Source organism: Microbacterium sp. UBA7513, assembly GCF_002478345.1.
In the GTDB taxonomy this organism is placed as follows: domain Bacteria; phylum Actinomycetota; class Actinomycetes; order Actinomycetales; family Microbacteriaceae; genus Microbacterium.
Genome location: NZ_DLNJ01000012.1, coordinates 60,156 through 83,651, shown reverse-complemented (window position 1 = coordinate 83,651; position 23,496 = coordinate 60,156). Strand labels below are relative to the sequence as shown.

Annotated in this window: 20 protein-coding genes; 4 read left to right on the top strand and 16 right to left on the bottom strand. The window is 68.2% G+C overall.

Annotation, left to right across the window (positions count from 1 at the left end):
• Positions 1-29 precede the first annotated feature (29 nt).
• The gene (locus B2W79_RS06630) at positions 30-1,208 is read right to left on the bottom strand and encodes a glycosyltransferase family 4 protein (RefSeq protein ID WP_071328261.1); all 1,179 of its coding nucleotides are present in this window, start codon (positions 1,206-1,208) and stop codon (positions 30-32) included.
• A gap of 57 nt (positions 1,209-1,265) precedes the next feature.
• On the opposite strand from B2W79_RS06630, the gene B2W79_RS06625 reads away from it, so the two are divergent.
• Together B2W79_RS06625 and B2W79_RS06620 are read left to right on the top strand one after the other, a co-directional pair.
• Complete coding sequence (locus B2W79_RS06625) at positions 1,266-1,964, top strand: glycosyltransferase family 2 protein (protein WP_071328260.1); 699 nt, start codon at positions 1,266-1,268, stop codon at positions 1,962-1,964.
• A gap of 2 nt (positions 1,965-1,966) precedes the next feature.
• The gene (locus B2W79_RS06620; RefSeq protein ID WP_071328259.1) at positions 1,967-2,320 is read left to right on the top strand and encodes a DUF2304 domain-containing protein; all 354 of its coding nucleotides are present in this window, start codon (positions 1,967-1,969) and stop codon (positions 2,318-2,320) included.
• Here the strand turns inward: B2W79_RS06620 and B2W79_RS06615 are convergent.
• The 13 genes from B2W79_RS06615 to B2W79_RS06555 form a co-directional block, all read right to left on the bottom strand.
• Positions 2,304-4,196: a DUF6541 family protein gene (locus tag B2W79_RS06615; protein WP_292788052.1), complete on the bottom strand. Its 1,893-nt coding sequence runs from the start codon at positions 4,194-4,196 to the stop codon at positions 2,304-2,306. The two genes, B2W79_RS06620 and B2W79_RS06615, sit on opposite strands and share 17 nt — an antisense overlap.
• Complete coding sequence (locus B2W79_RS06610) at positions 4,193-4,930, bottom strand: ABC transporter ATP-binding protein (protein ID WP_071328257.1); 738 nt, start codon at positions 4,928-4,930, stop codon at positions 4,193-4,195. The genes B2W79_RS06615 and B2W79_RS06610 overlap by 4 nt, the downstream gene beginning before the upstream one ends.
• Positions 4,927-5,856, bottom strand: coding sequence for an ABC transporter permease (locus B2W79_RS06605; protein WP_256209396.1), 930 nt, complete (start codon positions 5,854-5,856; stop codon positions 4,927-4,929). Before B2W79_RS06605 ends, B2W79_RS06610 begins: the two co-directional genes overlap by 4 nt.
• A 108-nt stretch (positions 5,857-5,964) precedes the next feature.
• Positions 5,965-7,410, bottom strand: a complete 1,446-nt coding sequence (locus B2W79_RS06600) for a hypothetical protein (RefSeq protein WP_071328255.1) — start codon at positions 7,408-7,410, stop codon at positions 5,965-5,967.
• Complete coding sequence (locus B2W79_RS06595; RefSeq protein ID WP_292788049.1) at positions 7,407-8,105, bottom strand: cytidylyltransferase domain-containing protein; 699 nt, start codon at positions 8,103-8,105, stop codon at positions 7,407-7,409. The genes B2W79_RS06600 and B2W79_RS06595 overlap by 4 nt, the downstream gene beginning before the upstream one ends.
• On the bottom strand, positions 8,102-9,133 hold the full coding sequence (locus B2W79_RS06590) for a nucleotidyltransferase family protein (protein WP_071328253.1): 1,032 nt from the start codon (positions 9,131-9,133) through the stop codon (positions 8,102-8,104). The genes B2W79_RS06595 and B2W79_RS06590 overlap by 4 nt, the downstream gene beginning before the upstream one ends.
• Positions 9,134-9,140: 7 nt before the next feature.
• On the bottom strand, positions 9,141-9,779 hold the full coding sequence (locus tag B2W79_RS06585) for an acetyltransferase (protein ID WP_071328252.1): 639 nt from the start codon (positions 9,777-9,779) through the stop codon (positions 9,141-9,143).
• A complete protein-coding gene (locus tag B2W79_RS06580; RefSeq protein ID WP_292788046.1) occupies positions 9,772-10,869 on the bottom strand; it encodes an N-acetylneuraminate synthase family protein in 1,098 nt (365 codons plus the stop codon). Before B2W79_RS06580 ends, B2W79_RS06585 begins: the two co-directional genes overlap by 8 nt.
• Positions 10,866-12,029 carry a UDP-N-acetylglucosamine 2-epimerase gene (neuC, locus tag B2W79_RS06575; RefSeq protein ID WP_292788045.1) on the bottom strand — a complete coding sequence of 388 codons (1,164 nt, stop codon included), beginning with the start codon at positions 12,027-12,029 and terminating at the stop codon, positions 10,866-10,868. The genes B2W79_RS06580 and neuC overlap by 4 nt, the downstream gene beginning before the upstream one ends.
• Positions 12,026-13,183, bottom strand: a complete 1,158-nt coding sequence (locus tag B2W79_RS06570; RefSeq protein WP_292788044.1) for a LegC family aminotransferase — start codon at positions 13,181-13,183, stop codon at positions 12,026-12,028. The genes neuC and B2W79_RS06570 overlap by 4 nt, the downstream gene beginning before the upstream one ends.
• Positions 13,180-14,175, bottom strand: coding sequence for a GDP-mannose 4,6-dehydratase (locus tag B2W79_RS06565; protein ID WP_071328248.1), 996 nt, complete (start codon positions 14,173-14,175; stop codon positions 13,180-13,182). Before B2W79_RS06565 ends, B2W79_RS06570 begins: the two co-directional genes overlap by 4 nt.
• A gap of 28 nt (positions 14,176-14,203) precedes the next feature.
• Complete coding sequence (locus B2W79_RS06560) at positions 14,204-17,560, bottom strand: LGFP repeat-containing protein (protein ID WP_292788042.1); 3,357 nt, start codon at positions 17,558-17,560, stop codon at positions 14,204-14,206.
• A gap of 101 nt (positions 17,561-17,661) precedes the next feature.
• The gene (locus tag B2W79_RS06555; RefSeq protein ID WP_292788041.1) at positions 17,662-18,735 is read right to left on the bottom strand and encodes a glycosyltransferase; all 1,074 of its coding nucleotides are present in this window, start codon (positions 18,733-18,735) and stop codon (positions 17,662-17,664) included.
• Between the two features lie 122 nt (positions 18,736-18,857).
• Between B2W79_RS06555 and B2W79_RS06550 the strand changes: the two genes are divergently transcribed.
• The gene (locus B2W79_RS06550) at positions 18,858-20,621 is read left to right on the top strand and encodes a DUF4012 domain-containing protein (protein WP_292788039.1); all 1,764 of its coding nucleotides are present in this window, start codon (positions 18,858-18,860) and stop codon (positions 20,619-20,621) included.
• 142 nt (positions 20,622-20,763) lie between these two features.
• Entirely contained in the window at positions 20,764-21,330 is a 567-nt protein-coding gene (locus tag B2W79_RS06545) for a hypothetical protein (RefSeq protein WP_071328244.1), read from the top strand.
• A 176-nt stretch (positions 21,331-21,506) separates the two neighbouring features.
• On the opposite strand, the gene B2W79_RS06540 is transcribed toward B2W79_RS06545, so the two are convergent.
• Both B2W79_RS06540 and purE read right to left on the bottom strand, forming a co-directional pair.
• Positions 21,507-22,961 (bottom strand): LCP family protein, encoded by a 1,455-nt coding sequence (locus B2W79_RS06540; protein ID WP_292788036.1) that lies wholly within the window; start codon positions 22,959-22,961, stop codon positions 21,507-21,509.
• A complete protein-coding gene (purE, locus tag B2W79_RS06535; protein ID WP_060922793.1) occupies positions 22,958-23,425 on the bottom strand; it encodes a 5-(carboxyamino)imidazole ribonucleotide mutase in 468 nt (155 codons plus the stop codon). Before purE ends, B2W79_RS06540 begins: the two co-directional genes overlap by 4 nt.
• Positions 23,426-23,496: the final 71 nt, after the last annotated feature.

Here is a 23,496-nt window from a genome sequence, read left to right as displayed (position 1 = left end):
CTGCGCGATGAGGCAGCACTGACGAGATTCTACTTGCCGTTGCTCCGCGAACCTCGACGCGCGCCGCGAACGACTTCCGCGGCGCGGGCGCCGACGGTGGTGAGCGAGGCGTTGTCCACCGCCCACGCGGCCCGAGCCTCCCGGATGCGCTCGGTCTCCCCCGACGCCCACTCGCCGAGCAGCCGCCGCATGGCCGCCGCCACCTCCTCCGGGTCGAATCCGACGGCTTCGCCGAGTCCGCCCGCACGCACGACCTCGCCGCCGGTCTCCGCGCCCGTGAAGAGCACGGGGGTCCCGACCGCGGCCGCCGCATACGTCTTGGTCGGTCGGGCGAAGTCGTAGCCGATCCCGGGGACGATGCTCACCAGCGCCCCGACAGCTCCACGGATCCACGAGGCCGAGGTCGCGGGGCCGACGAGTCCTCCGAAGTGCACCCGGCCCGGTGCGAGCCGTGCAGCGAGTTCCTTCAGCTCTGCCTCCACGGCTCCCTGTCCGAAGAACCGGAGCTCGACGTCCTCATCCGGGAGCAGAGCGAGCGCACGGATGAAGACGTCGGGTTGCTGCCACTCCGACATCGTGCCGGTGTAGACGAAGTAGGGCCGCTCCGCTTCGTGCGGGACGACGTCGGGACGGAAGACCGCGGTGTCGATCCCGTTGCCCACCGTCACGACACGCTCCGGTCGCCCGCCGATCGCGGCGAGCCGATCGGCGACCTCCGTGGAGACCGCCAGCGACCGTGCCGCGCGGCGCAGGACGAAGCGCTCGACGAACCGCATGACCGCCACCACCGGGCCGGGGGCGTCCATCGAGGCGACCGCGTCGGTCCATACGTCGCCGGGGTAGTAGACCAGCGGGCGTCGAGTGAGGAAGGCGGCGATCGCGGCCGCGAACCCGGTCGTCGGCGGCGCCTCGGCGACGATCACGTCGCTCCGCCGGACCAGCAGCCGGAAGAAGAGGGGCACGTCGAACGACAGGTACGGGACGTACCCGCGGATGGCTCCGCTGCGGTCTCTGAGCACCGGCGCGCGACGCACGACCACGCCAGGGGCATCGGCGATCACCGTGTCCCGCGGCGGCTTCGTGCTCAGGACGGTGACATCCGTGTCGGCGGCCAGCGCGTGGGCGAGCGCCTCCATCCGGAAGCTGGCGGCGGTCACCTCCGGCGTGTAGAGCCGTGTCGCGATGACGGCGCGTCGTCTCCTCGACATCCTGCCCCTGCTGTTCGGTGGACCGGCGCCCGAATCGACACCTGACACAATAGAACCATGTCCTCGAGCGTCCCCGCGCCTTCCCCCGCCGATCCTCGCGCCTGGGTCGTGATCCCCCTCTACAACGAAGCCAGCGTGATCGGCGGCGTGATCGAGAGCCTCAAGCCCCACTTCACCCACATCGTCTGCGTCGACGACGGGTCCAGCGACGGCTCGGCGGCGGAAGCCGCCGCGGCGGGGGCGCACCTCGTGCAGCATCCGGTCAATCTCGGTCAGGGGGCAGCCCTGCAGACGGGGATCGACTTCGCTCTGGCACACCCCGAGTGCGATTACATCGTGACCTTCGACGCGGACGGCCAGCACCGAGTGGAGGACGCCCTCGGCATGCTCCAGCTCGCCAGGGACGAAGATGTCGCCATCGTGTTCGGCTCCCGCTTCCTCGACGACCGGACCAACCCCGGATGGATGAAGAAGGTCATCCTGAAGACGGCCGTGTGGGTCACGAACCTCACCACGAGCCTGAAGCTCACCGACGCCCACAACGGGTTGCGCGTGATCCGCCGGGACGCGGCCGAGGGCATCGAGCTCAAGCAGGACCGCATGGCACACGCCACCGAGATCGTGCTCGAATTGGGGCGGACCCGTCTGCCATGGAAGGAGTATCCCGTGGAACTCCTCTACACCGACTACTCGAAGGCGAAGGGCCAGAGCGTGTTGAACTCCGTGAACATCCTCGTCGACCTGGTGGTGCGCTGATCATGTGGATCCAGGTCCTTCTCATCGCCGCGATCGTCATCCTCGCTGTCTTCATGATGCGCCGCACCGGCGCCGACAGCCACCTCGCCATCCGGCGCCTGCTCATGGGGCTCTTCGTCGTCGTCGCCGTGCTCTCCGTGCTGTTCCCGCAGTGGCTCAGCTGGCTCGCTCAGCTCGTCGGGGTCGGCCGTGGCACCGACCTCGTTCTGTACGGCCTCATCGTGATGTTCCTCGCCTTCGTGTACTCCCAGTACCGGCGCAACGTCGCTCTGCAGCGTCAGCTCACCCTGCTCGCTCGCAAGATCTCGCTGCTCGAAGCGGAGGAGCACGAGAAGGACGCTAGTCGCAACCCGTGACTTCGTAGAGCGCCGCGTCCCCCACGCGGTCCACTTCGGTGAGGATCGAGGACTCGCCCAGATGGTGCAGACCGTCGTAGGTGGTGTAGTGGTTCTGGAAGAGCACGGTGTCGCCGAAGTCGAGCGCATGCGTGACCCCGAGGTTCTCGATCGCGTCGCAGACGGCCGCGTCCCCCTCCACCAGGGTGCGCGCCAGCAGCGCCGCGTCCGCGCCGTACCGGCCGGTCACGTGCGGGAAGACGACATCATGCCCGGTGTAGGCGAAGAGCAGCCCCGCGCCCGTGAGCGGATCGCCGATGACCAGCGCGTCCTCCGGGAGCTCGGTCTCCAGGCGCTCGAACAGAGCTGCCTCGTCGGGAGAGAGTCCTTGGGACGCACTGTCGAAGCGATAGCTGACATCACGCATGTAGCGCAGATCGTTGCGCACGGCGAGCAGATGAGTGGCCGCCAGGACGGCGACGACCGCGATGAGGATGACGGCCGTGACCCGTCGCCCCGCACGCCAGAGCGCACGCAGCCTGTCGACGACGAGCGTCATCCCGAGAGCGGCCAGTGGAAGCCCCCAGATCGCTAGCAGAGCGGCCACCCGAGTCGTGTCGTCGTACCAGATCCCGACGAGAAAGCTGCGCAGGGGCAGCACCGGGAGCCACGCGGAGGCGATGTAGAGCACGACGCTGACGAGGTAGGAGGACAGCACCCACCAGAGGCGCTCTCTGCAGACGCGCCAGATGCCGAGAAGGACCAGGAGGCCCAGGAGGAGTCCGGTGCTGCGCCCCACGGGGCTGAGGAAGATCACCTCCCCCGTGGCTTGCGCGATCGTCTGGGTGGGCAGCCACTCGTGAGTGGTGACGTTCGCCTTGCTCCACAGCGCCACGAAGGCCACAAACGCGACGACGACGCCTGCACCCACGGCCACTCGGGTCGCCGTCCCCCCGCGACGAGCGACCTCCCACGCGCGCCACAGGGCGAAGGGGAGCAGGAGCACCAGGCCCCCCAGGAGCGCAGACGGATGCCCGAGACCGGTTCCCGCGGCAACGGCGAGAGCGACGAGGATGCGCAGAGTCCGCTCGGGCCAGGAGACTGCCGGCGCGAACGCGAGGAGCACGGCCGCGATCAGGATCGGAATCAGCACTGTGCCGATCAGGTTCGGATAGAGGACGCCCCAGTTGAGGAATCCCAGCGGGAAGACGCTGAAGGCGAAGCCGACCAGCGGAGCCCAAATCGCCGCGTCGGGACGCGAGGGGAAGACGACTCTCGTCACAGCGGCGAGGGCGACGGGCCAGATGAGAGCGATGACGGCGATGGTCACGACGTTGGTCGCGGCCACGACGTCTCCCGCGACGGGGAGCACCAGACTCGTGAGGGCGTGCCACAGCGTCGGATAGAACGATGTGCTGTGGCCGGGGAGCACCATCGTCATGTGGAGGGGCGACGCATCCCCCGTGGCCGCGACGAACTCGACAGCATTCAGGTGGAACAGACCGTCGTAGAGCTGCGAGGGGTCGTCCGGGCTTCCGATGCCGACCATGAGGATGACGACCCACCCGATGAAGGCCGCCGCGATCGCGAGCCACACACCGAGGCCCGTCCGGACATGAGCGATGACTGCCGACCGGCGACCGAACAGACGCAGTATCGCCGCCACTGCCCAGACCACGGCGCTGACGATCCCGACCGGAAGCAGGCTCCAGCGCATTCCGAGGAGAGGAGCGACAAGCGACGACGCGGCCACGATGCCCAGAGACACGCCGATCGAGGCACCGAGACGAACGACGGCCGAGACGCCGCGGAGCATGAGGCCGGCAGGAAGTCCGGGGATCACGAGCAGAGCGAGCGCAGTCACCAGCGCCGGCGTCTGCGCCAGCCAGGCGCTCACGCGTCCACCAGGGCGATGGCGCCCTCGATATCTCCGTCGTAGACGACCTGCCCCTTGCTGATGACGACACCGCGGGTGCACAGCTCCCGCACCATCTCCATGTCGTGGCTGACCACCACCAACGTCTTCCCTGCTGCGATGAGCTCTTCGAACTTCAGACGACACTTCTCTCGGAAGGGTGCGTCGCCGACGGACAGGATCTCATCGACCAGCAGCACATCCAGTTCGACATGGATCGCGACGGAGAAGGCCAGCCGCATGAACATGCCCGACGAGTAGTGCTTGACCTCCTGGTCGATGAACTGCTCGATCTCGCTGAACGCGACGATCTCGTCGTATCTCGCCTCGATCTCGTGCTTCTTCATCCCGAGGATCGCCGCGTTGAGGAACACGTTCTCCCGCCCCGAGAGCTCCGGGTGGAAACCGGCGCCGACCTCGATGAGGCCGGCGACCCGTCCTCGGGTGAGCACCTCGCCCTCATCAGGTTCCATAACACCGGAGATGAGCTTGAGCAGGGTCGACTTCCCTGACCCGTTGAAACCGAGGATGGCCACCGATTGGCCCTCGTCGATCACGAGGTCCACACCCTTGAGGGCTTCGAATGCGCTCGTGAGCTTGCGCCGCTTGATCCAGGACACCACCGTGTCCTTCAGGGAGAACGCGTGGTTGAGCGTGAAACGTTTGCGGGCGCCGTCGACGATGATGCTCGGGCGCTGCGTGGTCTGCATTGTCATAGATCCTGGGCGAACCTTCCCTCGAGCCGACGGAAGACCGCCTGGCCGATCAGGAGCGTTGCGGCGGCGATGAGGAACGCGAAGAGGGTGTTCCACGCGAGTCCGGGGGGCAGGGAGGCCATCGTCTCCCCCGTCGCCGTCACGACGCCCTCTGTCACGGGGCGCCAGAATGCGTAGTGGAACAACTCCACCGCCTGGGTGATGGGGTTCAGGAGATAGATCTCGACGATCCACTGCGGCCATCCCAGTGTGTTCACGACGGCGTCTTGCACCTGAGTCCAGCTGTAAAGCACCGGCGATGCCCAGGTCGCGAGGAGGAGGAAGAGCTCGACGATGTTCTCGGCGTCACGGTACCGGACGTTGAGCGCGCCGAAGAGCAGTCCGAGTCCGAGACTGAAGACCATCACGATCACCACGGCCGCGACCATCGCGAGGAGACCCAAGACGGAGATCTGAGTCAGCCAGCCGAGGAACAGGCACACCACCAGCAGGAGAGCCATCTGCGGCAGGAAATGGACGAGCGCCACGATCGTCGCAGAGACGGCGAAGAGCTGTCGGGGCAGGAACACCTTTCGCACCAGCGGCGCGTTGCCGACGATCGAGGTGGTCGCGTTCTTGAAGGCCTCCGAGAACAGGTTGATGACGATGATCCCCGAGAACAGATACACCGCATAGTTCGGGATGCCACGGTCGAGGCTGAGAAACAGACCCAGGACGACCCAGAAGACGAGGAATTGCGCCCCGGGCCGGACATACGACCATGTCCACCCAAGGACCGAGTTGCGATAGCGGGTCGTGACGCCGGTCCGGACGAGCAGACGCAGCAGGTACCGCCAGCGCACCACGTCGATCAGCCCACGACTCTTTCCGGGGGTGTCGAACTGGTTGCGCGGGACGGCAGCGAAAAGATCTCGGGTTACGGTCACAGGCCCACTCATTCAGGACGCGGCGACGGATACCGCCGCGGAACGAAGCAATTCTAGGTCAGACACGCTGAAAGCCCCCTCCAGCGACGCGCGTCCTGGCGTCGAACCTCACTTCGCGGTTCGATCCGCGAGCCAGCGCCTATACGTCTCGACCGCTCCGGGCGCCCAGATGTCCGGGTCAGCCTCCCCGAGGCGGGCCTCGTCGTCCGTGAGTCCCCGCAGGCGTTCCACGGCCTCCTCGACTCCGCGGATCCGCGTACCAAAGGCGTCCCCGATGACGGTCTCTGCGAATGCGCTGTCGCGAGCGATCACAAGGCAGCCGAAAGCGCGCGCCTCGAACAGCACGGTGCTCGCCTCCCCGACCACCACGGCGGTGGTCTTCAGAGACTCATACACGTCCGGGGTGACGTCGATCTCGATCCCGGCATCCGCCGCGATGCTCGGGTAACGCTGTTCGACGCCGCTGCGCTCGCCGGGATGCGGTCGGAAAGCCACCTCCCACTCGCGATCCAGGGAAGCGCGCAGTGTCGTCACGAAAGCGTCGCTCGCGGCCGGGTCGCTGCGCGATGACACCACGAGGATCCGCTTCGGGCGTTGTGCAGGCGCTGAAGCGACCTGTCGTTCGAGGTGGGGCTTGCCTATCGCGGTCACCGCTCCAGGGTGACGGACGGACCGCGACCAGTAGTCACCGAAGGTGAGCAATTCGTCCGGGATCGCACGAGCCAACGAGGGGTGCGCGAAGACCCGACCGAAGTTGTAGGCGGCGTGCGAAGGACCGATCCAGCCGTGCTGCGGTTCCACGACGTACGCGCCTGCGTCCTTCATCAGCCCAACGGACTCGCCGTTGTACGTGTACGAGCCGTTGTCGTAGAAGACGACACGCGGACGCACGCGGTCCAGCATGCGCTCGAGCTCGGCGAGCTGGAACGGACGGAGCCGGGCATCGCGCATGGCACGTGCCCCGATGGCGGCGAAGGCGTCCGCGGGCCGGCCTAGTCGCTGAGCGAAGTCCGAGAGAAGCGTCATCGCGCTGGAGACGGTGGAGGCCGGGACGGGATTGCCCCGCTCGCGCCACCGCGCGCGAGCCACGGAAGCCTCCATGCTCAGGGTCGGCCGGAACGAGGGCGATCCGAGGGGCGACGGGAGGGGGCGGAGCTGAACGACGACCGCTCCGGGGGTGGCTTCGGCGAAGTCGTCGACGAGCCAGTTGCGAGCCCGGTTCGCCTCGGCAGCGAGGGTGGCACCCGACACGTAGAAGAGGACGTCGTGCGGGCGTGCCCGCCGGACGGCGTCCCAACGGCTCGGCAGGAACCCGCGGAGCACCCGCCGCGCTTCGGCACGTCGTGACCACGTGGATGCAGAGGTCACCGCGACGCTGCCGGTGTCCTGCTCGGCGAGTGCCCACGCGATCTGCACTCGCACCTGCGCCCAGAAGGGCACCGTGGATCCAGGCAGCACCTCGAGCAGACTGTCCGGCATTGCGTCCTCGAGATCGAGCAGGGCGCGGACAGCCGGAGAGGTGCGCACATCCATGTCGCGAGCGTCCTGACTCACAGGTCGCTCCTCTGACCCATGAGCCATTCCACGATACGGAAATCGAACTCGCTGTCGACGTCGATCGAACGCTCAGCCGGCATCTCGAAGAGAATCGTCGACGGGAAGAAGACGACCTGATCGTCCAGGAGGGACGACCGGCGCCACACGTAGATGGAGCCGTTCATATCGAAACAGCGGGGCGCGTCCTGGCGGCGCAGCACGGCGTCGTCCGGGGTCTTGCTCACCGCGACGGTGCCGTCCGGCTGCTCCTCGACGAGATTGAAGTACGGATTGCGGCGCGCTTCGGCACCGGTGATCAGCGACTCGGGCCGTGCACTCTCGAACAGCGCGACCGCGTCGCGGATGTCATCGATCGTCCGCAAGGGGCTGGTGGCGTCGAGGTCGACGCAGACGTCGTACTGGGCCCCGGTGCGCTCCTCTGTGGTGCGCACGGCGTGTGCGATCGCCGGGACCTTCCCCGCCGTATCCGTCGCCATCTCCGCAGGCCGGCGGACCACGCCCGTCGCACCGAAGGCCGGCGCCTGAGCGAGGATCTCCTCCGAATCGCTGGAGACGACGATCTCGTCGAAGAGACCGGTCGCCACCGCCTGCGCGACGGAGTGGCCGTAGAGAGGCCGACCGGCGACGACACGCAAGTTCTTCCCCGGGACACCCTTCGATCCCGCTCGCACCGTGATCGTGCAAATCCTCATCGGCCGTTCCGTTCCCACGCCTGCCTGGCGCGCTCGAGATCCTCTGGGCGTCCGACATCGATCCACTCCTCATGGATCTCGAACGCTCCGACCCGCTGTCCGCCGTCCATCAGGCGCGCCAACAGGCTGGGCATGTCGCAGTACTCGTCCTCCCCGAGCGCCTCCAGGGCGTCGGGTTCCAGGACGTAGATGCCCGCACTCACCAACTCGCTGTGATACGGCTTCTCCGCGAGTTCGACGACGCTGTCGCCGTCGCGACGGATCACGCCGTAGGGGATCTCGAAGCCGTACTCCCGGGCGCCGATGGTCGCGGCGGCTCCGAGGGAGCGATGGAAGGAGAGCATGCGCCGGAGATCCACCTGTGTGAGCAGATCCGAGTTCATCACCACGAACGGAGTGCCCATGCGTCCCCGAAGCTGCGCGAGCGCGCCAGCGGTGCCGAGCGGAGCGGGCTCGTGGAGGAAGCTGATCTCGAGGCCGTGGGCCGTCCCGTCACCGAGGTGCTCTTCGATCAGATGTCCGAGGTGATTCACCGAAACGTAGACGCGTCGGAACCCCTGGCTGCGCAACCGTCCCAGGATGATGTCGATCATCGGCGTCTCACCGAGCGGCACGAGGGGCTTGGGGATGTCCTTGGTGAGCGGATACAGCCGCTGCCCTCGACCGCCTGCCATCAAGACGGCGGGGATGTCGAGCGGTGTCCCGATGCGCTCGTTCTCACCGACGATGTCGATCATGCGCCCTCGCGAGTCCACGACCGCGACGACACGGATACCTCGTTGCGCCTTGAGCGCGGCGATGTCGTCCTGCGTTGCATGCGGGCCCACCGTCGCCGGAGTGCGGTTCATGACCGTCGCCACCGCGTCGCCCAGCTCGGAGCCGGCGATGAGACCGCGGCGGACATCGCCGTCGCTCAACGCACCGATCAACCGACCGTCGGCATCCTCCACGAAGACCATCTGCAACGCCCCCCGGTCGATCCGCTCGAGAGCCGTCCGGATGCTGACGTCGGGCGAGACGACGAGCATAGGTCGATCAACCGTCACGGGACACCCTCCTGTCGGTGATAGGGCGGGCCGGGACACCGACGACCGTCGTCCACGCAGGCACGTCGCGGATCACCACGGCTCCCGCCCCAACCACACATCCCGACCCTACCGTGACCCCTTCGATGATCCGTGAGCCGAGCCCGACATGGACGCCGTCGCCGATCCGCACCCCGCCTGCGACGACGGCTCCCGGCGCGATATGGCTATGGTCTCCGACCACGGAGTCATGCTCGACCACCGCCCCGGAGTTCACCACCGCCCCGGCGCCGATGACCGCCCCGGTGTTGACAACGGCGCCGGCGAAGAGCTGCGCGCCGGGCGACACGGTCGCGGCGGCGTCCACCATCGCGCGGGGGTGAACGACGCTCTCGACTCGGAACCCGAGCGAGACCGCCAGCTCGTGGAGACGAGCACGGGCGGCTACCGGACCGAGACCGTTGAGGACCGCCACATCGTCCGGGTCGAAGGAAGCCAGCACACTGTCGTCACCTAGGTAGGGCACACCGAGTGAGCGTTCCGGAGCGAAGGGTGCGAGTGCGCCTCTGACGACTGCCTCCCCGCCGCGCAGCGCAGCGAGGACGGACCGGGCGTGGCCGCCTGCTCCGAGCAGCAGGAGGTCATGCATCGATGAGATCACCACGCGTGTAGGACCGTGTCGCCGACGTCCCGACGACCTCCCAGAAATCGAAGGAGGTCCGACCGGATGCCGGACGGAAGCAGGCGACGTCGTCTTCACCGATCACTTCACCCGCCGCAAGGTCCCGCACCGCCACGAGGCTGCGTCGGACGACCGCCCGGTTGCCCTCCTCCACCGGCTGGCACCGCTTCTCTGCGGATCCGAGCATGACCGGCACTCGGCGAACGTCAGCCACATAGTCGCGGAGCCCATCGGGGTCCAGGGAGGCGGCGTGATCCGGCCCCTCGGCGGCGACGTCGAAGGTGAAGTGCTTCTCCAGCACGGTCGCCCCCATCCCCACGGCGAGGACCGAGGCGAGCGACCCCAGGGAGTGATCGGAGTAGCCCACTCGATGCCCGAACTCGCCGGCGATCGTCTGCATCGCTCGCAGATTGAGGTGGGAGTCGGCCGCCGGATACTCGGTCGTGCAGTGCAGGATCGTGACATGCGCGGCGAAGTCCCGGACCTCGTCGCGGCGTCGCCACGCCTCGTCCAAGACGTCGGGCGTCAGCCGTGCCCCGCGCTCCAGCGTGCCGTCATGCTGCTGAAGCCCCGCGGCGAGGAAGCGCAAAGCACGGTCGATCTCCGCGAGGTCTGCCATTCCCGTGGACAGGATGACAGGCAATCCGGTGCGGCCGGCGGCGACGAGGAGCGGAGCGAAGGTGAGGTCCCCGGAGGCGATCTTGACGAGCGGGATCCGCAGCTCGTCGACGAGGAAGTCCAGCCCCTGCAGGTCGAAAGCAGTGGAGAGGAACTGGATGCCACGCTCCGCGCAGCGGTTTCGCAGACGTCGGAACTCGTCATGCGTCAGTTCGAGCCGCCGCAGCAGGTCGTGTTGCGATCGATGATCGTCATCGGACGTGCGCTGGTAGTCGGCGAGTCCCGCCGACTCGAGCGCAAGATCGTCGGCGGAGAACGTCTGGAACTTCACCGCATCGGCACCGGAGGACGCGGCGAGATCGACGAGTTCCTCCGCCGTCTCGATCGATCCGTTGTGGTTCACGCCGGCCTCGGCGATCACGAATACGGGTGCGGTCATGAGGTCGACTCCTTCGGAAGGTCATGGAAAGTCTTTCGCGGCGGATGCGGGAGCGCACTCTCACGCAGCACCGCCGCCGCACGCAGCGCGAATCCTGGACGCCCGAAGATCGCCGCCTCCGCCGCTCCGGACCGGCCCTGCAGAGCGGAGCGGAGCGCGGCGGCGATGGCCTCCCTGTGCGGCTCCGGCGTGGCAGTACTCGGAGACAGCGGGCGTCCCTTCTGCCGATCACCGACCAGAACCGCAGGGATCCCGAGAACAGGGGCCTCGAGCACCGTGCTGGAGGAGTTGCCGGCGACCACCGAGGCGGCCGCCATGGCGCTGAGGTATCCGCGCTGGCCGAACGATTCCACGAAATCCACGCGGTCGCCGTTCTCCGCGACGAACGCAGCGATGAGGGCGCGGACATCGGAGGTTCCGATGTCCGAGTTCGAACCTGTGAGCACGATGTGGAGCCCGTCCACCGCGAGGAGGCCCGCGAGCAGCTCCTCGACGAGCTGGTCCGGCGGCGCGACATCCATCACCGCCGGATGAAAGGTGACCAGGGCGGTCGGCTGGGGCAGCCGGATCCCGAACTCCTTCTCCACGTCCGACGGCGACTGCAGGTCCATACCGGCGAGCGCATCGACGATCGGCGCTCCGAGGAAGTACACGCGCTGCGGGTCCTCACCCAGTTGGATGACCCGGTGCCGATGCTCCTCGGTCGAGGCGAAATGGAGGTACGACATCTTCGTGATGGAGTGACGGAGAGCCTCGTCCATCGCTCCCTCGGTCACCTCACCCCCGTGGATGTGGGCAACCGGCACCGAGAGGATCGTCGCGGCCGTGGCAGCGGCGAAGGCCTCCAACCGGTCGCCGAGGACGACCAGCACGTCCGGTGCAAGCGCGGTCAGCGCCTGGGCGAACGCCGGCAGTGCGGCGCCGACGTCGGCGGCCACCGCGGCCCGGGTGTCGTCTCCGGACCAGATCGGCACGGAGGCCGCGATCCGGAATCCATCTCTCTCGATCTCACGCTCGGTTCGTCCGAAGTCGTCACGGAGATGCGTACCCGTGACGAGGAGCTGCAACTCCAGCTCAGGATCCTGGACGATCTGCCGCAGCAGTCCGCGCAACAACCCGTAGTCTGCGCGGGTTCCGGTCAGGACGGCTACCTTCCTCATGCGTCAGCCAGTGCCGGGGAGCTGGGGATGCAGACGACACTCGCGTGCAGAGCCTCTGCCACCGGGAAGCCACCGTGCGGCAGATTCCGGTAGGGGGCCTGGTGCGGGAGCAGGTTCCAGAAGGGACGGCACTGCAGCCCGGCAGCGTTCGTCGCCTCCAGCACATCGTCGCGGGTTCGAGCCCCGTCATCGAGGCGGATCGCGCAGAGCCAGTAGTTGCTGCTCGTGCCGGGTGGCTCCTCGAGGAAGGTGACGCCGTCGAGCTCCGCGAACACCGCGCTGTACTGCGCGGCCAGCCGACGCTTGGCATCGACGAAAGCCGGGAGACGTTCGAGCTGAGCGACGCCGAGGGCGGCGTTGAGGTTGGGCATCCGATAGTTGAAAGCGACCTCGTCATGCTCGAACTCCCACCGGTGCGGCTGCTTGGCCGTCGTGGTGAGGTGCTTCGCTCTGTGGGCGAGCTCGTCGTCGTCGGTGAGGATCATCCCGCCGCCGCCTGTGGTGAGGATCTTGTTCCCGTTGAAACTCAAGATTCCCAGCCGACCGAACGTGCCGGTGTGCTTCTCCCCGACGCGGCTTCCCAGCGATTCCGCCGCGTCCTCCACGACCGGCACTCCGTACTCGTCCGCCAGGGCGACGAGCTCGCCGATGCGCATCGGATGTCCGAGAGTGTGCATCGGAACGATCGCGCCGATCCGATTGCCGGTGACGGGGTTGAGAAGCCCCTCAGAGCTGGTCCGCGCACTGCGGAGCACCGCCGCCACCGCCTCGACCGAAAGCCCGAGCGTTCCCTCGTCGCTATCGAGGAAGTACGGCTGACCACCGGCATGCATGACGGCGTTGGCCGTGGCGATGAAGGACAAGGCCGGGACGAGCACGTCGTCTCCGCGACGCACGCCCGCCAGTTGCAGCGCGACCTGCAGCGCTGAAGTCCCGTTGGACACGGCGATGCCGTGCGCCGCCCCTGTGTAGTCGGCGACCGCGCCTTCGAACTCTCCCACGAACCGTCCCACGCTGGACACGTAGGTCGAGTCGAGGCACTCCATCACTCGCCGCTTCTCCACATCGGTGATGTCGGGAATGTGCAGACCGACGAATTCGTCGTCGCCGACGACCTCGCGCAACCGGTGGACGATCTCTGTGGCGGCACTCATACGATGTAGGCGTCAGTGCGGTATCGAGCGAGATTCGCCGGGTCGGTGAACCACTCCGCCGTCACACGCAGGCCTTCACGGAAGCCCTCCGTGCCGTCGTAGTGCGGAGTCCAGCCGAGGAGCTCCCTCGCCTTCGCGTTGTTCGAGAACAACCGCTCCACCTCGGAGTTCGCCGGACGCAGGCGCGCCGGGTCTTCCGTAGCCACCGCGTCCACGCCCATGACCTCGGCGATGAGGTCGAAAGTCTCACCGATGGAGACTTCGAACCCGACGCCGAGGTTGACGACCTCGCCGACAGCCGCCGTCGTGGTGAGCGCCGCTGTGAATCCAGACACCGTGTCGGGCACGAACGTGAAGTCCCTCGTCGGGGTCAGCGCGCCGAGCTGTACTTCACGCTTGCCCGCGGCGAGTTGGCTGATGATCGTGGGGATCACCGCGCGGGCGGACTGCCGCGGACCGAACGTGTTGAAGGGGCGGATGGTCACTGCAGGCAGCCCGAAGGAGGCGTGGTACGCGTTCACCATCTGATCCGCGGCGATCTTGGACGCCGAGTACGGCGACTGGCCCTGCAACGGATGGCCTTCATCCATCGGCACGTACCGTGCGGTGCCGTAGACCTCGCTCGTCGACGTGTGGATGAAGCGGCTCACGCCGGCGGCACGCGCGGCGTTGAGCAGATTGAGCGTGCCCTGGATGTTGGTCTGGACGTAGAGGTCCGGCGCCGCGTACGAGTACGGGATCGCGATGAGCGCGGCGAGGTGGAGCACCGCGTCACGGTCCCGGACCGCCGACATCATCAGCGCCGGATCGCGGATATCACCGGGAAGGAACTCGATCTCCGCGGCCACCTCGGGGGTGAGCCCGTCGAGCCATCCGCGCGAGTCGAACGAGTTGTACAGGACGAGTGCCCGCACCTCATGTCCGTCCCTGACGAGCTGCTCCGCCAGGTGCGATCCGATGAATCCGTCAGCTCCTGTGAGCAGTACCTTCATATCGCCAGTCTATCGGACCGCCTCCTCCTCACCTGGTGAAAGACAGCGTGCCGTTCGCGAAGGTCTGCGTGCAGGTGGTCGCCGTGCAGGTCTCCGGGCCGGTCGGCCATCCGAGGTCTCCGCGAATCCATCCTCGAGCGCTGTAGAGCTTCATCATCGCCGTGGAGGTCGCGAACGTGCCGCGATCCGAAGAATGGATCCATCCGCCGGTGAAGGCCTGCCCGAAGCCGTTGCCGTTGGGGTCCGAGATGGCCTGCAGGTGAGACGAGGCGTAGCCGAGCGAACTCTTCGCACCGCCCATGGATGTATAGAGGTTCTGGATCGCCGCGTTCTTGTTCGTGAGGAACACGTCGTCGTTCGTTCCCGTGAGGCGGATGGTGCCACCGACGAAAGCCTGTTGGCAGACGTCCCCCGCGCACGTCTCCGCGCCCGCCGGCCACCCGAGCGCGCCCCGGAGCCAGCCGGCGCCGCTGTAGGCATCCATCACCGCCGTGGACGACGTGAACGTGCCCGCCGCGGACGAGTGGATCCAGCCACCCGTGAACTTCTGGGCGAAGCCGTTGCCGTTCTTGTCGGTCACAGTCTGGAGCGCAGCCAGTGGATGGCCCATCGGTCCGTCGGCACCGCCGGCGGCCTGGTACGCCTTCTGGATCGCCGCGTTCTGATTGGTCAGGATCGCGACCGCAGGCGAGCCCGACTCATAACGGATCGATCCACCCATGAACGGTTGCCCGCACGAACCGTTCACGCACGTCTCCGGACCGATCGGCCAGCCCAACGGGCCGCGGAGCCAGCCGGCAGCGCTGTACGCCTTCATGACCGTTGCGGAGGATGAGAAGGACCCGTGTGAAGACGAGTGGATCCAGCCGCCGGCGAACTTCTGCGAGAGACCGTTCCCGTTCTTGTCGGTCACGGCTGTCTCCGCACCGGTCGGCCATCCGAGGGATCCGCGCAGCCACCCCGCGGCGCTGTACGCCGACATGATCGCCGAGGATGAAGCGAACGATCCGGCCGCCGAGGAATGCACCCATCCACCGGCGAACTGCTGGGCAAGCCCATTGCCGTTCGGGTCCGTCACGGACTTCTCCTCCGCGATGGGCCACCCGAGCGGTCCGCGCAGCCACCCTGCCGCGCTGTACCCTGCCATGACGGTCGCCGAGGACGAGAAGGTCCCCTTCGCCGACGAGTGGATCCATCCCTTGGCGAACTTCTGCGCGTCGCCGTTGCCCTGGGGGTCCGTGACGTGCTGCACCAGAGCCACAGGAGCCCCGATCCACCCTGTCGCGCCGCCGATGGCATCGTGCAGACTACGGATCGCCGCGGTCACCTTGGCCCCGTCCGAACCAGCGCTCGGGACCGTCAGGGTACCCTTCGCGAAGGTCTGTGAGCACCCGAGATCGGAGCACCTCTCCGCCCCGGTGGGCCAACCCAAGTTTCCGCGGATCCACCCTGCGGCCGAGTACAGCGACATGATCGCCGTCGAGCTGGCAAAGGTCCCCTGAGCACTCGAGTGAATCCACCCACCTGCGAACTGCTGAGCGAATCCGTTGCCGTTCTTGTCCGTCACCGTCTGGACCGACTTCAGCGGGTACCCCAGCGGGCCGTTCACGCCGCCGGTGGCGTCGTACACCGTCTTGATCGCGGAGTTGGTGACGCTCGCCGCGGGGCCTGCCGCCCCACCCTTCGTGTACTGCAGCGCGCCACGCTGGAACGGCTGCGTGCAGACGTCCCCCGAGCACTTCTCCGGCCCCGTGGGCCAGCCGAATGAGCCACGGACCCAGCCAGCCTTGCTGTACGCCGTCATGATCGTCGTCGACGAGGCGAATGTCCCGGCTGCGGAGGAATGGATCCACCCCCCGTCGAAGCGCTGCGCCGTGCCGTTGCCATTCGGATCGACCACGGTCTGCGTGGCCGCCGCGGCGTAACCCAGCGCGCCCGTCGATCCACCTTGCGCGGTGTAGACGGTGAGGATGTTCGAGTCATCGACGGGTGGAACGACGTAGGCAGGCTTCCCGGTGTCGTACCGGATCACTCCGCCGGCGAAGGTCTGCAGGCATCGTCCCGACGCACAGCTTTCCGCACCCGTCGGCCAGCCGAGGGTGCCGCGCAACCATCCGGCCGCACTGTAAGCCGTCATGACCGTCGACGACGACGCGAACGTCCCCTTGCTCGAGGAATGGATCCATCCCTTGTCGAACTGCTGGGAGATGCCGTTCCCGTTCGGATCCGTGACCGCCTTGGGAGTCACGGCCGGATAGCCGAGCTTGCCACCGAGACCGCCCTGGGCGGCATACGCGGTGTAGACGTCGCCGTAGACCGTCAGCGCTCCGAGAGCACGCGTCCAGGTGATGAGACCCTTCGCATAGTTCCAGGTACACCGGGTCGTCGAAGCCGTGCAGGACGGCTTGGCACCGGCCGCGCCCAAGACCCCACCGGCGCCGCCGAGCTTCGTGTAGAGCTGATTGATCGCGAACAGGGGATCCACGGCCTGCGTGGATCCGAACCAATCTGTGAAGTAGTTGTAGAAGTTCCGGTTGCCGTAGGACGAGCAGCTGTTTCCGCTGCCGTAACCCGCCTTGAGCGCCGCCGAGTTCGGCTGGTAGGGGGTGTAGTAGTAGAGCGCCGAGGTCGCCTTGTTCGCGATCCGGACAGGCGCCGAGCCGCACGAGGAGTTCGGATGCCAGAGGATGTTCCACGTCCGTCCCGGCGCGTACCACTGGAACCACTTGCCTTCCATGTAGATCTGCATCTGGCGCGCCGCGCCATAGATCTGGTGGAAGAACCCGATGTAGTTCGGATCGCACGGCGCCGTGTCCGGGCAGCCCTGCCCGAGTGCGATGCGGTACCGCCAGGCGCTCGGCCAGGTGTGGGTCACGAGCCCCTGCTCCTTCTGGAGCATGACGATGAGAACCTGGGGGTTGATGTCGCAGGCCTGAGCCACGCGGTAGATGATGCGCGCCGCCGACTCGTTCGCCGCGCCCGAGTATCCGCTGCAGTACTGGTCACCGGGACGGGTGACGGTATCCATCCGGAAGTCCTTGAGGCACACGATCGCCTCGTTGTTCTCATCACGCCCACCGAGGCACCGCGAGACCTTGCTGTTGAAGAAGGTCTGAATCTGCGCCTCGGTCATGGTGCCCGAGTTCGTGAAGGTGGCGTCGCTGATGATGTTGCCGGGGGTGAACCCGACGAGGGACGTCTTGGCCAGCCCCGTCTGCGCGGGATCGACGGCGGTGCGCGCGATGGTCGGTGCGACCGAGGTCGCGGCGGAGGCGGCGGTGGCGGGGACCACCGTGCCGATCACCAGAGCGGAGGCAGCGAGGAAACAGGTGAGAAGGCGGGTGACCTTCGTGGTGTTTCGAGAGCGTGGGGCACGTCGAGACATGTGACCAGTGTGACGGAAGTTGCGGGATGATGCCACTGTTGCCACGGAAACGCGATCAGCTTCCGGCGTGTCGCGTGGATGCGAAGCTGGCGTTCAGGTGCTCAGAGGTCTGCGTGCAGACTCCACACCCGCTCCGCGGCGCTCGCCCAGGAGAAGGCCCGCGACCGGTCGGCGGCGAGCACGCGCAGGCGCTCCCTTCCGACGCCCGCCGCGTCCTCGATCGCCTCCGGCAGTGCCTCTTCGGCGACCACCACTCCCCCGTCGGCGAGGACGTCGTGATGACACCCGGACTCCACGGCCACGACGGGGACACCCAGCGACATCGCTTCCACGGCGCGCCAGGGCCATCCGGTGACGGCGTCGGTGGAGACGAAGACGCGGGCCCCGGCGACGACGGCGGCGCGGTCCGACACCTCGAGGGACCCTCGGATGTGCGCGCGACGCTCGGGCAGTCCGGCAGCGGCGGCGATCTCGGCGATGCGCGGTTCCGCGCCTTCCGCCGCCCCGATCACCACGGCGTCGAGACCGGCCGCGACCGCCCCGCGGAACCCGGCGGCCAGGGTGTCCTGCGGGCCGGACAGGACGAGGTACTCCGACGGCAGGCCGAGTGCGTCGCGGCGCGACGTGGCGTCCTCCGGGACGACGAGACCCTGGGGCGGAGCGCCCGCGATGACGCGGATGCGGTCGCCGAGCTTCACGAGGCCGGACAGCCGCTGCGCCATGGAATGCGAGGGGACGACCACGGCGTCCGCGTGCTTCACGGCACGGCGGAGCATCCCGCGTTGCCAGGCGACGGCGCCCCTGGACAGGTGGGACGGCGCCTCCCAGGCCCGCAGATCCCACAGGGTGACGGTCGTCTGGTCGTTGTCGTGCACGCGGTCATGACGCACCAGCGGAGCGAGCAGCGTGGGTGCGTGGATGAGGCCGCCGCCGACTCCCGGGGCGATACCGAGCTGCCAGGACGCGGCGAGCTCACGGCGTCCGACCGCCAGGGTGCGCACCTCTCCGATACCGCGCAGGTCGACGTCCACCCCCGACGGCACGATCGCGTCGACCGTGCAGTTCGGCGGGGCCGTCTGGACGAGCCCGGCTGCGAGATCCCGTGATGCCGCCGCCTGATCGGGGTCGACGACATGGACGAGCTGATCCAGAACAACACGCAGTCGAGCACCCATGCGATCAGGCTAACCGCGGGACGCCGACGACCCCGGGAGCGCATCACCCGTCCACACCGCTACTCAGCGTTCCCACAGCATCGGGAGCGCGGCAGGCAGCGTCGCCGTGCTTGAATGCCAGGGTGAGCGATGGTCGCCTTCCCGTCCGCCGCCGATGGGTCGGGTGGACCGTCGGCCTCGTCCTCGTGTTCCTCGTCCTCGCACTGGGCTGGGTCACGGTGCGCGGCATCGGCGCGGTCGACAACCTCCAGCAGATCTCGAAAGCGACCAGTCAGCTCAAGCAGTCCATCGCCGAGGGCGATCTCGATGGAGCAGCCCCGGTCGCCGCCCGCATCTCGCGCAACGCGGAGTCGGCCCGATCGCTGACGGGAGACCCGATCTGGCAGGCGTTCGCTGTGCTGCCCTGGATCGGCCCGAACTTCCGCGCGGTGAGCGAGGTCGCCGAGATCGCCGACGACGTCTCCACGGAAGCCCTCGGTCCGCTGCTCGACGTCGCCGACGACGTCGACCTCACGAGCCTCGGCTTCGCAGGCGGGGCGATCGACCTCGCCCCCTTCGCCGCCGTCGAGAAGCCGCTCGCCACTGCGAGCGCGGCATTGACCGTGGCGGAGGAGCGGGCCCGCCGCATCGACGCCGACGCCACCCTTCCGCCGCTCGCTGACGCGGTGCGGGAGATGCGCGGCGCCGTCACCCAGGCCGCCACGGCGGTCGGCGCACTGCACGGCGCCTCCGTCCTGCTGCCGACCATGCTCGGCGGCGAGGGCCCGCGCACGTACGTTCTCGCGATGCAGAACAACGCAGAGCTGCGGTCATCGGGCGGCATCATCGGCTCGATCGCGCTCCTGCGCGCGGAGAACGGCAAGGTCACGCTGCAACGGCAGGCGTCGACGCGCGACTTCCCCCCGCTGGACACGGCGCTGCCCCTCAGCGACAGCACCGTCGCGCTCTTCGAGGACCGCCCCGGCCGCTATCTGCAGAACATCACCAGCATCCCCGACTTCCGTGAAGCGGGGCAGACCATCGCCGCCCGATGGGAGGGACGCTACGGGGGGAAGGTCGACGGGGTGATCGCGGTGGACGCCGTGGTCGCCGCACACCTCATGCGAGCCACCGGGGATCTCTCCTTCGGGCCCTTCACGGCGACTGCGGACACCGTGACCGACCTGCTCCTCTCGGAGATCTACGCGGCGATCCCCGATCCCGCGGCTCAGGACGCGATCTTTGCCCAGGCCGCCGGCGGGCTGTTCTCGGCCGCTCTGTCCCACGCGGAGCCGCAGGCCCTCGTCCGTGCTCTCGCCGACGCTGCCGGCGAAGGCCGCATCCGGATCTGGAGCGCGCACGAGTCGGAGGAGTCGCTCCTCGCCGCCAGCGCGCTCGGCGGCGCCATGCCGCAGGACGATGAGGACGCCGCGGTGGTCGGCGTCCTGATCAACGACGGGACCGGCGGGAAGATGGACTACTACACCCGCGCCTCGATCGCGACGGCGGTGGGGACCTGCGCGGGGGTGCCGACGACCCGGGTGCGCGTCACCTGGTCGAACACGGCCCCCGCCGACGCCGCCACTTCTCTGCCTCCGTACGTCACCGGGGACGGCATCTACGGCGTGCCGGCCGGCAGCGTGCGCACCCTGATCGCCGTCTACGGTCCGGACGGTGCCCTGCCGTCGCATATCGACCGGGACGGCACGGAGGAGGGCGTGCAGACGACGACCATCGGCGGTCGCTCCGTCGTGCAGCACGAGGTGCTCCTCGCCCCCGGCGCCTCCACCACGATCACGGTGGAGTTCCAGGGCGACGGCGCCGGAGCGCGCCTCACCGAGGTGCAGCACACCCCGTTGATCGTCGCCCCGAAGCTGACCCGCGACACCCTGCAGTGCGGCTCGTGACAATCGCCGACGGATGAGGTACTGTCGACTCACTGGGGAATAACCGGGGTCCGTGAACCTGCCGTGGGGGCAGAGGACTTCGCGCAGTCGGACGCAGGGGTGTGTCCGGAGGCGATTCCGCGTGACATTCTGGGGAGAAATCATGCTGAAGAAACTGGCTGCCATCAGCCTTACCGCTGGCGCGCTCATCTTGGCCGCGCCGACCGTCGCCTCTGCGGCGCCGAGCGACTCCTACCCCTCGCCTCCGGGCGCGAAGGTGGGCGACGCGATCATCGACACCTGTGAGGTCTCGACCGTCGCCTTCGGCGCCGGGTACTTCGAGCCGGCGGAGACCGTCGGCGTGTCCGTCTCGGGGCAGAACGCCGGTGCCGCCGCCATCTCGGGCAACACCGCCGCATCCGACGGCAGCCTGACGGTCACGTTCCGCCCGCCTTCCGACGGTCAGGGCTCCTACGCGCTCGACTTCGCCGGTTCCCGGGCCTACACCGCCACGGTGACGGTGTCGCACGGGAACGCCGCTGCCTCCAGCTGCGACCACGATCCCGGCACCGCCGCGCCCGCCGGGACCGAGCTGCCGCTCACCGGCGGCACGGAACTCGCGCTCACCGGTGGATCGGTGTCGCCGTGGATCATCGGCGGCGGAGCAGTCGCTCTGGTCGCCGGTGGCGCCCTCGTCGCCGTCGGAGCCGCGCGCCGCAAGCGCGCCTGAATCGCGCGCCGCATGCGCGCCTGAGCCAGGTCGCCGCCTTGCGCGGTGGCCGGCTGGACGACGGTGATCCCTCCCCCTCCGATCACCGTCGTCTGGCGAATCCGGTCATGCACCGGACGGCCCACGGGCGATGTTCCCGAGAACATCGCCCGTGGGCTGCGTCGTCCCCTGCGGACTCAGGGAGCGGGGACGGGGGTCTCCGTCGGCGGGTGCAGCTTCTGCTGCAGCAGCTCGTGGATGAAGCCGTAGTTCGGGTCGAACTCATCGACGCCGTTCTCGGGTGTCAGTTCGACGGTCTGGACCGGCTGCTCCTTGGCCTTCAGCATGAGGTCGAAGAACTCCGGCAGCTTGCCCTGCGGAAGATCGGTGCTGATGAGCGCCGTGCCCGCAGCCGCCACCTCGTTGAAGCGGGTGAGGACGGTCTGCGGAGTGAACTGGGCCAGGATCGCCTCCTGCAGCTCACGCTGCCGCTTCATGCGGTCCCAGTCGCTGGTCGTGTAGCGCGAGCGGGCGTACCACTGGGCCGTGTCGCCGTCCATGTGCTGCTGCCCGGGCTCGATCCAGCCGATCGCCCATTCGTTCACGTCCGTGCCGGACCAGCCTTCCGGCGGGCCGCCCTTGGGCAGGCGCTCCGTGACGGTGATGTCGACGCCGCCGAGAGCATCCACGAGGTCGGCGAAGCCGTGCATGTCGACGAAGACGTAGTACGGGATCTCGATGCCGAGCACGCCCTCCGCGGCATCCTTGGTCGCCTCGATGCCCGGCGCCGAACCCGTGGCCTCCGCATCCGGATAGAGCCCGGTCCCCTTGTCCTCCCGGCAGACCTCCGCGGCGTTGCGGACATGGTTCATCCACCCGTTCCAGCCGCAGGTGGACGACCCGTGGCCCTGGAAGCCGTCGGGATAGAGCTCTTGCATCGGGCTGCCGTCGCTGAACGGCGCGTGCGGGAGCTCACGCGGGATCCCGGTGATGGTCACTGCTCCGGTCTCGGCGTTGACCGAGACGACGGAGATGCTGTCGAAACGCATCGAGTCGCGGCCGTCCCCGCTGTCCGCGCCGAGCAGCAGGATGTTGTAGTAGCCGTCGCTGGGCGGGAGGCTCGGGCCGCTCTGCCCGAAGATCGCCCCGACGCTGCCGCGCACGGAGCCCACCGCGGTGGCCGCGTAGCCCAAGACGCCTCCGACGAGCCCCAGCAGGACGAGCGCGACGACCGGCACGAGGAACCGCGACGGCGCGGGCACCTTGACCAGGCGGACGAGGCGGAGCGTGTCGAAGGTGAGGACGATCCAGAGGACCACGACTCCCACGAGCAGCACCTGCACGAGCGTGAGCAGGGCCGCCGATACGAAGCCGCCACCGATCGTGAGCCAGAGGAAGACGGGGCGGGCGAACAGCACCAACGCGACGGTGACGATGGCCAGGAACCACGTGGTCAGGATGACGCCGAGTCCGAATCTCCCCAGGCGTCGATTGCCAGCCAGGACCTGCGCGGACCCCGGCAGCAGGACGTTGAGACCGACGAGCCACCAGGCGCGTTTCGACATGAGCCCGGCGTCGGCCGTATCCGGGTGTCGCAGCGGCCGCGTCTCGATGAGCGGACGTCGCGTCGCGCGCGGGGGCGCAAGGGTCACAGCGAGCCCTTCAGCCGATCGTTCTTCTCCTCGACCTGGGCCTCGAGGTCGGCGGCATAAGCCTCGACACGGTCGGCCAGCTCGTCGTCCGCGGCACCGAGGATCCGGGCCGCGAGCAGACCCGCGTTGCGCGCACCGCCGATCGAGACCGTCGCGACCGGGATGCCCGCGGGCATCTGCACGATCGACAGCAGCGAGTCCATACCGTCCAGGTACGCGAGCGGCACGGGGACCCCGACGACGGGAAGTGCCGTCATCGACGCGAGCATGCCCGGAAGGTGGGCGGCACCGCCGGCGCCGGCGATGATGACACGCAGGCCGCGAGCTCGGGCTTCCCGCGCATAGGACATCAGCTTGTCCGGCGTGCGGTGGGCCGAGACGACCTCGACCTCGTGCGGGATCCCGAAGTCGGTGAGCGCCTGGGACGCGTCGCTCATGACGCGCCAATCGGAGTCGGATCCCATGACGACGCCGACCAGAGGGACGGCGGAGGAGTGCAGTGGCTCGGTCACCAGATCAGGCTACGGTCTCGCGC